This is a genomic window from Streptomyces ortus, assembly GCF_026341275.1.
Lineage (GTDB): Bacteria > Actinomycetota > Actinomycetes > Streptomycetales > Streptomycetaceae > Streptomyces > Streptomyces ortus.
The window spans coordinates 6,758,308-6,770,810 of record NZ_JAIFZO010000002.1; the positions used below are offsets into that span (position 1 = coordinate 6,758,308).

A 12,503-nucleotide genomic window follows, 5' to 3' on the forward strand; every position below is an offset into this window, starting at 1 on the left:
AGAAGGATCCGGCCGCCGAGGCGTTCGCGGAGGGGATGCGGCTCGTGCGGAGCAACCGTGCCCTCGCCGCCATCGGCTTCAGCGTCTGCCGCCAGGAGGACTGCGAGGAGTCGCCCCGCGACGGACTCGTCCGCGTCGACTCCGACGGCGTGCTGCACGTCCACCCCCAACGCCGCGCCCGGCCCGATGAATGGGCCTGGGCCGTCGCGCACGCCGCCCTCCACCTCGGCTTCGGACACGTCCCGGCGCACAAGACCGTACGGGAGCAGCCCGACCGCTTCGACCTCGCCGCCCGCTGCGTCGTCGTCAACCGCTTCCTGCTCGGCTTCCCCATCGGCCTGACCCCCGCGGACCTGCCGATGTCGTACCCCGACGGGGACGAGGAACAGCTCGCCGCGCGCTGGCGCCGCGACGGCACAGGCATCCCCGCCGTGTACGAGCGCTGCGGTACGGCCGGTGCCGAGCCGGACCAGGTGCTGGTGCCGTGGGACACCTGGCGGGGAGGTTCCGCGCCGGACTGGCAGCTCGCCTTCGCCCACGCGCTGACCCGCACGGTGTCCGCCGCGATGGACATGGCGGGCGGCCGGCGCGACTCGATGCGCGGCGGCATCACCCCGCGCCGGCCGTGGGAGCGGGCGCTGAGCTGGTTCGTGTCCTCCTACCCGCTGCTCGGCGGCATCGCGGCCGGCATCACGATCGTCGCCGACGCCGAACTCGCCCACGCGCACGGCATCTCCGTCGCCGCCGTCGACCCGGAGGCCGCCGAGATCTACATCAACCCGCTGCGGCAGTTCGACGACGAGGAGTGGCGGTTCGTCCTCGCCCACGAGATGCTGCACGCCGCGCTGCGCCACGGCGACCGCTGCGGCGTACGTGACCCGTACCTCTTCAACGTCGCCTGCGACTACGTCATCAACTCCTGGCTCGCCGAGATGCATGTCGGCGTCATGCCCGAAGGGCTGCTGTACGACCAGGAGTTGAAGGACCTGTCCGCCGAGGAGGTCTACGACCGGCTCGCCACGGACCTGCGCCGCAACCGACGCCTCGCCACCCTGCGCGGCAAGGGCGTGGGAGACATCCTCGGCGGTTCCCTCGGCGCGCCCCGCGACTACGTCGGCCTCGACGAGTTCTACCGCCGCGGCCTCGCCACGGGCCTCGACCTGCACCAGCGGCAGGAACGCGGGTACCTGCCCGGCGGGCTCGTCGAGGACATCCGCGCGCTCAGCCACCCACCGCTGCCGTGGGACGCCCAACTGGCGCGCTGGTTCGACGAGTTCGTGCCGCGCCCCGAGCCGCTGCGCAGCTACGCCCGCCCGTCCCGCCGACAGGCCGCCACCCCCGACATCCCGCGCGCCGGACGGTACTTCCCGCCCGAGGAGATCGCCCGCTGCACCTTCGGCGTGGTCCTCGACACCTCCGGCTCCATGGACCGCACCCTGCTGGGCAAGGCACTGGGCGCGATCGCCTCGTACGCCGAGGCCAGGGACGTACCGGCCGCGCGGGTCGTGTTCTGCGACGCGGCACCGCACGACGCGGGCTTCGTCCCGGTCACGGAGATCGCGGGCCGGGTACGCGTCCACGGCCGGGGCGGCACGATCCTGCAGCCCGGCGTCGACCTCCTGCACCGGGCGAAGGACTTCCCGCCGGGCGCCCCGGTCCTGATCATCACGGACGGCTGGTGCGATGTGCTGCGGGTGCGCCGCGAGCACGCCTATCTGATTCCGCAGGGCGCGTCCCTGCCGTTCACCGCGCGGGGACCGGTCTTTCGCGTGCGCTGAGCCCGGCGGTGACCCGAGTGTGATCGGATGGTGCCACGGACCCGGAACCGGGACCTCGTCGAAAGGGAATCATCGTGGCAACAACGCGCTCCGCACACACCGTCTGGGAAGGCAACCTGCTCGAGGGCAACGGCGTCGTCACCTTCGACTCCTCCGGCATCGGCGAGCAGCCGGTGTCGTGGCCGTCGCGCGCCGAGAAGGCGAACGGCAAGACCAGCCCGGAGGAGCTGATCGCCGCCGCCCACTCCAGCTGCTTCTCCATGGCGCTCTCGCACGGCCTCGCCGGCGCCGGCACCCCGCCCACCAAGCTCACCACCTCCGCGGACGTCACGTTCCAGCCGGGTGAGGGCATCACGGGCATCCACCTCACGGTGGAGGGCACCGTGCCGGGCCTCGACGACGCCGCCTTCACCGCCGCCGCCGAGGACGCCAAGAAGAACTGCCCGGTCAGCCAGGCGCTGACGGGGACGACGATCACGCTGACGGCGAAGCTCGCCTGACACCTGCGTCTTTGCTGATGCCGCGCCCCGCGCAAGGGGGCGCGGCATCGTCATGTCCGGCCAGGTCCGGGGTACTTGCCCCATTGACAGCATCGCACTCAAGTTTTGTGATGGAACCGCGGTGATGCAACGCGGCGACGCAACGCGGTGACGCCACGCGGTGACGGATGCGAAAAGACCTGGGCGGAAGGGGACGGACATGGCACGTGCGGTCGGGATCGACCTCGGTACCACGAACTCGGTGGTCGCCGTACTGGAAGGGGGTGAGCCCACGGTCGTCGCCAACGCCGAGGGCGCACGCACGACTCCCTCGGTGGTGGCGTTCGCCAAGAACGGGGAGGTGCTCGTCGGGGAGGTCGCCAAGCGGCAGGCCGTGACGAACATCGAGCGCACCGCGCGCTCCGTCAAACGGCACATGGGGGACCCCGCTTGGCGTTTCCCCGGCAGTGACGGCGGCACGATCGACGGCACCCGCTACCGCGCGCAGGAGCTCTCCGCGCGCGTGCTGCAGAAACTGAAGCGGGACGCCGAGGCGTATCTCGGCGAGGACGTCTCGGAAGCCGTGATCACGGTGCCCGCGTACTTCGACGACACCCAGCGCCAGGCCACCAAGGAGGCCGGTGAGATCGCGGGTCTGAGCGTGCTGCGGATCATCAACGAACCGACGGCGGCGGCCCTCGCGTACGGGCTCGACCGCGGCGAGGAGCAGACCGTCCTCGTCTTCGACCTGGGCGGCGGCACGTTCGACGTCTCCCTGCTGGAGATCGGCGACGGGGTCATCGAGGTCAAGGCCACCAACGGCGACACCCAGCTGGGCGGCGACGACTGGGACCAGCGGGTCGTCGAGCACCTCGTCAAACGCTTCAAGGGCCAGTACGGCATCGACCTCGGCCAGGACAAGATGGCGCTCCAGCGGCTGCGGGAGGGCGCGGAGAAGGCCAAGATCGAGCTGTCCTCGTCCACCGAGACGACCATCAACCTGCCCTACATCACCGCCACCGGCGACGGTCCGCTGCACCTCGACGAAAAGCTGACGCGTGCTCAGTTCCAGGAGCTGACCGCCGACTTGCTCGAACGCTGCAAGGCCCCCTTCCACCAGGCGGTCAAGGACGCCGGGGTGAAGCTCTCCGCGGTCGACCACGTCATCCTCGTGGGCGGCTCCACCCGGATGCCCGCGGTGACCGAGGTGGTCAAGGAGCTCACCGGCAAGGACCCGCACAAGGGCGTCAACCCGGACGAGGTCGTGGCGCTCGGCGCGGCGCTCCAGGCGGGTGTCATCCGCGGCGACGTCAAGGACGTCCTGCTCCTCGACGTCACCCCGCTGTCCCTGGGCATCGAGACCAAGGGCGGCATCATGACCAGGCTCATCGAACGCAACACGACCATTCCCACCCGGCGTTCGGAGATCTTCACCACCGCCACGGACAACCAGCCGTCCGTCGGCATCCAGGTCTTCCAGGGCGAACGCGACATCGCCGCCTACAACAAGAAACTGGGCGTCTTCGACCTCACCGGGCTGCCGCCCTCGCCGCGCGGGCTGCCGCAGATCGAGGTCGCCTTCGACATCGACGCCAACGGGATCATGCACGTCTCGGCGAAGGACCTCGCCACCGGCCGCGAGCAGAAGATGACCGTCACGGGCGGTTCCGCGCTCGCCAAGGACGACATCGACCGCATGATGCGCGAGGCCGAGCAGTACGCCGACGAGGACCGCAGGCGCCGGGAGGCCGCCGAGACCCGCAACCAGGCCGAGCAACTCGTCTACCAGACGGAGAAGTTCATCCGCGACAACGAGGAGCGGATCCCGGGCGACGTCAAGACCGAGGTCGAGGCCGCGATCGCCGAACTGCAGGCCCTCCTGAACGACCGGGACGGCACCGACACGAACACCCTGCGCACGGGCGCGGAGAAACTGGCCACCGTGAGCCAGAAGATGGGCCAGGCGATGTACGCCGACGCCCAGCAGCCACCTCCGCAGGACGAGCCCGGCACGGAACAGCCCACTCCACCGGACGACGAGAGCGTGGTGGACGCGGAAATAGTGGACGATCCCCCCACGGCAAACACAAAGGACACCCCAACCTGACCCCCTGTGTTCAGTGGCGCGGGGAACTGCGCACAACCCCAGCCCCAACCGGGGCCCACGGGCAAGCCAACACGCACCCTTCCCACCCCAGGGGCGCGGGGAACTGCGCACAACCCCAACCCCAACCGGGGCCCACGGGGCAAGCCAACACGCACCCTTCCCACTCCAGGGGCGCGGGGAACTGCGCACTCCACCCCGGCGACAGGCGACCCGCGGCCGACAGTCCGACCGGGGGAGCCCGTCAGAAGTCCGCCCGGCGCTCCAGGATCATCTCCCTGGTCCGCCGGGCGGAAGCCGCCCCCGTCGCCATGTGGTCCAGCACCTCCAGATGCGCCGCCACCTCCTTGCGGGAGTCCAGGTACAGCGCCCCGGTCAGATACTCCGTGTACACCAGGTCCGGCAACTCCGGCTCCGGGAACCGGAACAGCACGAACGGCGCGTACGTCCCCGGATGCGGACCCGCCGAGAACTCGGCGATCTGCAGCGTGATGTGATCGTTCTCGACGGCCGCCAGCAGATGGTCCAGCTGCTCCGCCATCACCTCGGACCGGATACTGACCGGCCGCTGCAGGACCGTTTCCTCCATGATCACCCAGAGATGCGGCGGCCGTTCCCCGGTGAGCAGCTTCTGCCGGGCCATCCGCAGGGACACATGCCGTTCGATCTCCTCGGTGCCGGTCTGCCCCACCGTGCCCGCCTCCAGGACGGCACGGGCGTAGTCCTCGGTCTGCAGCAGCCCCGGCACGAAGTGCGGCTCGTAGGACCGGATGACCGAGGCGGAGCCCTCCAGGCTCACGTACAGGCTGAACCAGTCCGGCAGGACGTCGTGGAAGCGCTGCCACCAGCCGGGCTCGTTCGCCTCCTCGACCAGCCGGACGAAGACCGCCGTCTCCTCGTCGCCCACTCCGTACGTCGACAGGAGCACCTGGACGTACGGGATCTTCAGCGCGACCTCGGCCATCTCCATCCGCCGGACGGTCGCGGGCGCCACCCGCAGGATCCGCGCGGCCTCGTCCCGCTTCAGGCCGGACGCCTCGCGCAGTTCCTGGAGCCGTCGGCCCAGTACCACCTGCCCCACGGTCGGCGCCGGCCGTCTCTCACTCACGCCACGCCTCCTGGAGCCCCGAACATGGCGAGAAGTGTGCCACGTTCCCGCGAAAGCCTCACCGGATCCCCTCATCCCGGCCGGTGTGTCGGGTCACCTCCCGTCAGGACATCAGCGAGTGCAGGTACGTCACCGTCGCCCGGTCGGCCGGAAGCAGGGTCTCGATGGCCAGCTCGGAGACCGTCACGTCCATCGGCGTGTTGAACGTGGAGATGGACGAGACGAAGGACAGCACCCGCCCCTCGTGCTCGATCCGCATCGGCAGCGCGAAGCGGGACACCGGCTCGGCGGCCTCCTCGTCGCCCGGAACGGAGCCCACCGCCCCGACCCGGGATTCCCCGGACGGGCCCGCGTCCGGAACCGCACCCGGCTCCGCTTCCGGACCCGGACCCGGACCCGGACCCGGACCCGGGTCGGGGGCCGGATAGGCGGCCACCTCCTCGTACAGCGCGCGCAATGGCTCCGAACGCCGCAGCGCGATGTCCCGTTCCATCTGGGCCAGCAGATGGCCGCGCCACTCGCGCAGATTGCGGATCCTGGGCGCCAGGCCCTCGGGATGCAGCGTCAGGCGCATCGCGTTCAGCGGCGGGGCGAGCAGATGCCCGGGGACCCCGTCCAGCAGCATCAGGACGCCCCGGTTGGCGGCCACCACGTCGTACGTGGCGTCCACGACCAGCGCCGGATAGGGCTCGTAGCCCCGGATCAGCCGCTCCACTCCCTCCCGCAGCGCGTCCAGCGCCGGATCGGCCAGCGGGGTCTGCGGATAGCGGGGCGCGTAACCGGCCGCCAGCAGCAGGGAGTTGCGGTCCCGCACCGGTACGTCCAGGTGCTCGGCGAGCCGCAGCACCATCTCCTCGCTCGGCCGGGACCGGCCCGTCTCGACGAAACTGATGTGCCGCGCCGACGATCCCGCCCGCAGCGCCAGCTCCAGCTGACTCACCCGGCGCTGCTCCCGCCAGCCGCGCAGCAGCGGACCCACTCCCTGCCCGGCGGCGGAGTCACCACCCCGCACCCCGGCGGACACGCTGACGGACCCGGAGGTGTGCGCGGTGCTGGTCATGCCCCGACCGTAGTCGACGCACCCGTACGGGGCGAGGTGCGGCCAGGAGGCCGACGGCCGGCCTCTTGGCCCTCCCATGACCCGCCTGACCAGGGACGGGAGTGGGGGACTGTGGCAGGCTGGGAAGCCCCGGACGCCATGGAAGGAGCACGGTCATGCCCCTTGAACCGCTGTCGCAGAAGGAGATCGAGGACCGGCTCTCGGAACTGCCCGGCTGGTCCCTGGACGGAGACAGGCTCTCCCGCTCCTACCGGCTCGACTCGCACTTCGCCGCGGTCGCCCTGGTCGTCCACATCGCCCAGGTGCAGGAGGCGCTGGACCACCACGCGGACCTCACGCTCGGCCACCACACCGTCTCCCTCGCCGTGCACACCCACAGTGTGGGCGGCGCCGTCACCGAGAAGGACTTCGAACTGGCCGGCCGGGTCGAGGAGCTGAGCACCGGGCACGGCGCGCGGTGAGCACGCTGGTCTTCGACTACGACGAGGAGGCCGAGCGGTACGACGCGTTACGGGGTGGCGAACCCCGGGCCGCGGCAGCCGCCGACGCCGTCCTCGGGCTGCTCCCCGACAGCGCCGGCACCCTCCTGGACGTCGCCTGCGGCACCGGGACCGTGACCCGCCGGCTCCTGGCGGCCGGTCTCGCCGTGACGGGCGCCGACGCCGCGCACGGCATGCTGAGCCGGGCCGCCGTGCGGGTGCCGGGCCGCGTCGTACTCGCCGACGCCCGACGGCTCCCCTTTCCCGACGGCTCGTTCGACGCCGTCACGGCGATCTGGCTGCTGCACCTCCTGGACGACGCGGAACGGGTCGTCGCCGAGGCGGCCCGGGTGCTCCGCCCTGGCGGCGTCCTCGTCACGACGGTCGACAAGGCGGCCTCGCACGACGTGGGCAGCGACATCGACGCCGTGATGGCACCGCGTCCCCGCCGGGCCGCCCGGGACCGCTCCGACCTCGTGGCCTCCTACGCCGCCCGGCACGCGCTGCTTCCGGCGGGACGGGCGGCCTTCCCCGGTCGCGGTCAGGGCCGGACCCCGATCCGGGCCGCGGCCGACGTGCGCCGCGGGTGGTACACCCTGCTGACGCCCGGCGAACCGCTCACCGAGCTGCTCGCCTCCCGTCTCGAACAGCTCCCGGACCAGCATGTCCCCCGCCCGGAACCGGAATTCAAACTAAGAGCATTCCGAAAACCGCCGCCCCCGACTCTCTAGCGGCACGCGCACCTGGGCGCCCAACCTTGGACGCCCCGCAGCCCGCATCCGGGCCGGTGACCACCACCAGGGGCGCGGGAACCGCGCCGCCCAACCCCAACCCCCAACCCCAACCCCAACCCCCAACCCCCAACCCCCGCACCCGGAAAGCGACTTCGTGAGCGACGGGCGCGGAGTTCCGGTCAGGAGCGGTCCCCCGTCGTGCCCTCGGGGAGGCGGTCGGCCAGGTAGGCGTCGAGGTCGGGCGCGTCCGGCGCGAGCATGTGCCGTGCCCAGGCGTCGCGTTCGTGCAGGATCGGCGGCAGCTCCCAGACGCAGCCGATCCACGGCCGGTCCAGGGTGATGAAGTGCGTGGGTACGCGATCGGGGCAGCCCAGCACCGGCTGGCCGGCCGTGGCGGCCCCGAAGTGCAGGACGTTGTCCCACACCCAGCTGTACGCGTTGAGGTAGGCGCCGTCGTCGCCACCCCGGTGCAGCACGACAAACGTGGCCGGCGGTGTGCCGTCCGCCTCCGGAAGCAGCCCGGGCAGCATCGCGTACGCCGCCTCCTCGACGTCCGGCGCGATGCCCGCCGGGTCCGCCGTGACGTGGTACCGCTTGATCCACCGGCCGGCCGCCTCGATGGGCGGCGGCACGGTCAGCAGTTTCTCCTCGAAAGCCATGCAGGGACGCTAGACGGGCTTCACTGACACCTTCTGTCAGTGGACCCTGCCATTCTGGGGCGATGAAGTCGGCCCGCCTCGTCTCGATCCTCCTGCTGCTCCAGACCAGGGGCCGGATGACCGCCGCCGCGCTCGCCGCGGAGCTGGAGGTCTCGGTGCGCACGGTCTACCGGGACGTCGAGGCGCTGAGCGAGGCCGGTGTCCCGCTGTACGGCGACGCGGGACACGCGGGCGGCTACCGGCTCCTCGACGGCTACCGCACCCGGCTGACCGGCCTGACCGCGGGCGAGGCCGAGGCCCTGTTCCTCGCGGGAGCGCCGGGCCCGGCCGCCGAGCTGGGACTCGGCCCGCTGCTGGCCGCCGCCCAGCTCAAGGTACGCGCAGCGCTGCCGGGAGAACTGCGTGAGCACGCCGACCGCGTCAGCGGCCGTTTCCACCTGGACGCGCCCGGCTGGTACGCGGACACCGGCGACGGCGCCACCCCGTTTCTGCCCGCCGTCGCCGACGCGGTCTGGAACAGCCGGGTGCTGCACGTCCTGTACCGCCGCTGGCGCGAGCCCACCGACGTCCGGCGCCGCCTGGAACCGTACGGCCTGGTCCTCAAGGCGGGGCGCTGGTACGTCGTCGCGGGGCCGGGGCCGCGTACGTTCCGGGTCGACCAGATCCTCGAACTGAGCGCGGCCGACGAGGAGTTCACCCGGCCCGAGGGGTTCGACCTCGGTGGGTACTGGGCCGGGTACCAGCGGGACTTCCACGACCGGCTGCACCGCGCGGAGGCGGTGGTCAGGCTCGCCCCCGGCACCCGCCTGCCCGGTCCGGCGGGTGACGCCGTGCGCGCGGGCGGCGTACCGGACGAGGAGGGCTGGACCCGGGCCACCGTACCCATCGAGTCCGTCGAGCACGCCCACGCGGAGTTCCTGCGGCTCGGCGCGGCTGTGGAGGTGCTGGCACCGCCCGAGCTGCGCGAGCGCATCACGGCGACGGTGGCCGCACTCGCCCACACCTATGCGCCAGCACAGGGCACAGGGCACAGAGCACAGAGCACAGAGCACAGGGCACAGGGCACAGGGCACAGGGCACGGAGCACGGAGCACGGAGCGCACGGCGTGAAGGGCCGAGCGTAGAAAGTAGAGAGCGCTTACCCGATCCCGGCAACCCCCCTGCCCTCAGCGGCAACTGAGGTGACAGAACCCGTCTGCCCCTCCCAGGGAGGTACCTCACCGTGCAGCACCCGCATCGCAGACGCAGCAGGACCCGTCTCCTCCTCTCCACCGTGCTGGCCGGCGTCCTCGCCGCCGCCGGACTCACCACGCTCACCGCCACGCCCGCCCGGGCCGCGACCGCCCGCCAGGTCGAGAAGCTGGACCGGGGTGTCGTCAGCGTCCACACCGACGCGGGCAACCTGGTCAGCTGGCGCTGGCTCGGCACCGACCCGAACGACGTGTCGTTCAACGTCTACCGGGCGGGTACGAAGGTCAACTCGACCCCGGTCACCGGCGCCACGAACTACTTCCACTCCGCCGGACCCGCCCAGGCCGACTACACGGTCCGCGCGGTCGTCGGCGGCGTCGAGCAGGCCGACTCCGCGCACGCGATCCAGTTCCGCACCGGATACAAGGACGTGCCGATCAGCCCGCCCGCCGGTGGCACCACCCCCGACGGTGTCGCGTACACCTACGAGGCCAACGACGCCTCGGTCGGCGACCTCGACGGCGACGGCGCCCTCGACTTCGTCCTGAAGTGGCAGCCCACCAATGCCAAGGACAACTCCCAGTCCGGCTACACCGGCAACACGATCATCGACGGGGTCAAGCTCGACGGCACCCGGCTGTGGCGTATCGACCTCGGCCGCAACATCCGCTCGGGCGCGCACTACACCCAGTTCCAGGTGTACGACTACGACGGCGACGGCACCGCCGAGGTGGCCGCGAAGACCGCCGACGCCACGGTCGACGGAACGGGCGCGGTCATCGGCAGCTCCTCCGCCGACCACCGCAACTCCAGCGGCTACGTCCTGACCGGACCCGAGTACCTGACCATGTTCAACGGCCGGACCGGCAAGGCCATGGGGACGGTGGACTACGTCCCGGCGCGCGGCACGGTCTCGGCGTGGGGCGACTCCTACGGCAACCGCGTCGACCGGTTTCTCGCGGGCACCGCCTACCTCGACGGCGCCCGGCCCTCGCTCGTCATGGCGCGCGGCTACTACACGCGCTCGGTGATCGCGGCCTGGGACTGGCGGGGCGGCGCGTTCACCCGTCGCTGGACCTTCGACACCAGTTCCTCGACCAACACCGGCAAGGGCTTCGACGGCCAGGGCTCGCACAGCCTCTCCGTCGGGGACGTCGACAACGACGGCAAGGACGAGATCGTCTACGGGGCGATGGCCGTCGACGACAACGGCAACGGCCTGTGGACCACGAAGACCGGGCACGGCGACGCCCAGCATCTGGGCGACCTCGACCCGGGGACCTCGGGGCTCGAATACTTCAAGGTCTCCGAATCCGCCTCCCAGCCCGCCGAGTTGTACATCAACCCGGCGAACGGCGCGATCCGCTGGCAACTGGCGGCCTGCTGCGACAACGGCAGGGGAGTGGCCGGGGACATCTACGCGGGCAACGACGGTGCCGAGGTGTGGTCGGCCTCCGACACGAACATCCGCGACGAGTCCGGCGCCACCAAGGGCCGCGAGCCGTCCTCCGCCAACTTCCTGTCCTGGTGGGACGGCGACACCACCCGCGAACTCCTCGACGGCACCCACATCGACAAGTACGGCACCTCCTCCGACACCCGCCTGCTGACCGGCGCCTCGGTGCACTCCAACAACGGCACGAAGGCGACCCCGGCCCTGTCGGGCGACCTCTTCGGGGACTGGCGCGAGGAGGTCGTCTGGGCGACGAGCGACAACACGGCGCTGCGGATCTACTCGACCCCGGCCGAGACCACCACGAAGATCACGACCCTGCTACACGACCCGATGTACCGCACGGGCATCGCCTGGCAGAACACCGCCTACAACCAGCCCCCGCACCCCAGCTTCCACATCGGCAACGGCATGCGGACGGCACCGAGACCGACGGTGTACACGCCGTGAGCCGCACGCCGTGAGCCGCACGCCGTGAGCCGCACGCTATGAGCCGCACGCCGTGAGCTGCTGAGGCGGCCCCCCCGGCGCCCAGTGAGGAGCGGCCGTCCCAGCAGGTGGGGCGGCCGCTCGTCTCCCCGCGGCGCGGTCAGCGCAGTCCGGCGAAGAGGTCGTCCTCAGGCAGGGCCGCGCCGGTGGTGTCCCGGACCCGCGCGAAGGTCTCCACGCCCATCAGCTCACCGAACCTCTCCTTGCCCATCTTGAGGAAGAAGATGTTCTCGCCCTGGCTGGCGTGCGCGGCCAGCGAGTCGTACTTCTGACCGCTGTACGCGGTGGTGTCCACCCACGTGCTGACCTCGTCGTCGGGCAGGCCCATCTTGGCCATCTCGGCGACCTCGGCCGGATCGGGCTCGGGCATGTCCGGATTGAACTCGCGCATGAACTCACCGAACCGCCGCATGACCGAGCGGGGCATGGTGGTCCAGTACACCTTGGGCGTCAGGTCGGTCATCTCCAGCGCCGCCATCGTGATGCGGTGGGCCTGGATGTGGTCGGGGTGGCCGTAGAAGCCGTTCTCGTCGTAGGTGACGACCACGTCCGGCCGGTACTGCCGCATGAGGTCCGCGAGCCGGGCCGCGCCCTCCTGCACGGGGGTCTGCCAGAAGGATCCGGGGGCGTCGTTGGTCGGCCAGCCCATCATCCCGGAGTCGGCGTAGTCCAGCGTCTCCAGATCGCTGATCTTCAGGACGTCACAGCTCTCCTTGAGTTCCTGCTTGCGCATCAGGGCGACGGCCGCCGGATCGTGCCCGGGGTCGCCCGGTTTGACACCCCCCGGTCCGTCTCCGCAACCGCCGTCGGTACAGGTCACGAGGACCGTGCGGACTCCTTCCGCCGCATACCGCGCGAGGATCCCACCCGTGCTGGTGGCCTCGTCGTCGGGGTGGGCGTGCACTGCCATCAGTGTCAAGGGCCGGTCAGTCATATGAAAAGTCCTCCTGCGAAATACACCCGCGCGGC

At 71.2% G+C, this 12,503-nt stretch carries 11 protein-coding genes; 7 read left to right on the forward strand and 4 right to left on the reverse strand.

The window, feature by feature from the left end:
* Positions 1-35: 35 nt before the first annotated feature.
* From K3769_RS32830 to dnaK, 3 genes are all read left to right on the forward strand, one after another.
* Entirely contained in the window at positions 36-1,778 is a 1,743-nt protein-coding gene (locus K3769_RS32830) for a vWA domain-containing protein (protein WP_282567275.1), read from the forward strand.
* Positions 1,779-1,852: 74 nt separating this feature from the next.
* Positions 1,853-2,278, forward strand: a complete 426-nt coding sequence (locus K3769_RS32835) for an OsmC family peroxiredoxin (protein ID WP_267029881.1) — start codon at positions 1,853-1,855, stop codon at positions 2,276-2,278.
* 199 nt (positions 2,279-2,477) lie between these two features.
* Positions 2,478-4,364: a molecular chaperone DnaK gene (gene dnaK, locus K3769_RS32840; protein ID WP_267029882.1), complete on the forward strand. Its 1,887-nt coding sequence runs from the start codon at positions 2,478-2,480 to the stop codon at positions 4,362-4,364.
* A gap of 241 nt (positions 4,365-4,605) precedes the next feature.
* Here dnaK and K3769_RS32845 read toward each other — a convergent pair whose 3' ends face one another.
* Positions 4,606-5,469, reverse strand: coding sequence for a Sco1979 family transcriptional regulator (locus K3769_RS32845; RefSeq protein WP_267029883.1), 864 nt, complete (start codon positions 5,467-5,469; stop codon positions 4,606-4,608).
* Between the two features lie 103 nt (positions 5,470-5,572).
* Positions 5,573-6,529: a helix-turn-helix domain-containing protein gene (locus K3769_RS32850; RefSeq protein ID WP_282566296.1), complete on the reverse strand. Its 957-nt coding sequence runs from the start codon at positions 6,527-6,529 to the stop codon at positions 5,573-5,575.
* 155 nt (positions 6,530-6,684) lie between these two features.
* Between K3769_RS32850 and K3769_RS32855 the strand changes: the two genes are divergently transcribed.
* Both K3769_RS32855 and K3769_RS32860 read left to right on the forward strand, forming a co-directional pair.
* Positions 6,685-6,990, forward strand: coding sequence for a 4a-hydroxytetrahydrobiopterin dehydratase (locus tag K3769_RS32855; RefSeq protein WP_267029884.1), 306 nt, complete (start codon positions 6,685-6,687; stop codon positions 6,988-6,990).
* Positions 6,987-7,739, forward strand: coding sequence for a class I SAM-dependent methyltransferase (locus K3769_RS32860; protein ID WP_267029885.1), 753 nt, complete (start codon positions 6,987-6,989; stop codon positions 7,737-7,739). Before K3769_RS32855 ends, K3769_RS32860 begins: the two co-directional genes overlap by 4 nt.
* A 182-nt stretch (positions 7,740-7,921) precedes the next feature.
* Here K3769_RS32860 and K3769_RS32865 read toward each other — a convergent pair whose 3' ends face one another.
* Positions 7,922-8,401: a hypothetical protein gene (locus tag K3769_RS32865; RefSeq protein ID WP_267029886.1), complete on the reverse strand. Its 480-nt coding sequence runs from the start codon at positions 8,399-8,401 to the stop codon at positions 7,922-7,924.
* A gap of 62 nt (positions 8,402-8,463) precedes the next feature.
* Here K3769_RS32865 and K3769_RS32870 point away from each other — a divergent pair, with 62 nt between their 5' ends.
* The gene (locus K3769_RS32870; protein ID WP_267029887.1) at positions 8,464-9,525 is read left to right on the forward strand and encodes a helix-turn-helix transcriptional regulator; all 1,062 of its coding nucleotides are present in this window, start codon (positions 8,464-8,466) and stop codon (positions 9,523-9,525) included.
* Positions 9,526-9,623: 98 nt separating this feature from the next.
* Positions 9,624-11,495, forward strand: coding sequence for a rhamnogalacturonan lyase (locus tag K3769_RS32875; protein ID WP_267029888.1), 1,872 nt, complete (start codon positions 9,624-9,626; stop codon positions 11,493-11,495).
* A 139-nt stretch (positions 11,496-11,634) separates the two neighbouring features.
* Here the strand turns inward: K3769_RS32875 and K3769_RS32880 are convergent, their stop codons facing one another.
* The gene (locus K3769_RS32880) at positions 11,635-12,468 is read right to left on the reverse strand and encodes a PIG-L family deacetylase (protein ID WP_267029889.1); all 834 of its coding nucleotides are present in this window, start codon (positions 12,466-12,468) and stop codon (positions 11,635-11,637) included.
* Positions 12,469-12,503 lie beyond the last annotated feature (35 nt).

Coding starts and splice junctions, on each gene's coding strand:
- K3769_RS32830 (WP_282567275.1), top strand. CDS start 36: ATGCGGCTCGTGCGGAGCAACCGTGCCCTCGCCGCCATCGGCTTCAGC.
- dnaK (WP_267029882.1), top strand. CDS start 2,478: ATGGCACGTGCGGTCGGGATCGACCTCGGTACCACGAACTCGGTGGTC.
- K3769_RS32850 (WP_282566296.1), bottom strand. CDS start 6,529: ATGACCAGCACCGCGCACACCTCCGGGTCCGTCAGCGTGTCCGCCGGG.
- K3769_RS32855 (WP_267029884.1), top strand. CDS start 6,685: ATGCCCCTTGAACCGCTGTCGCAGAAGGAGATCGAGGACCGGCTCTCG.
- K3769_RS32865 (WP_267029886.1), bottom strand. CDS start 8,401: ATGGCTTTCGAGGAGAAACTGCTGACCGTGCCGCCGCCCATCGAGGCG.
- K3769_RS32870 (WP_267029887.1), top strand. CDS start 8,464: ATGAAGTCGGCCCGCCTCGTCTCGATCCTCCTGCTGCTCCAGACCAGG.
- K3769_RS32880 (WP_267029889.1), bottom strand. CDS start 12,468: ATGACTGACCGGCCCTTGACACTGATGGCAGTGCACGCCCACCCCGAC.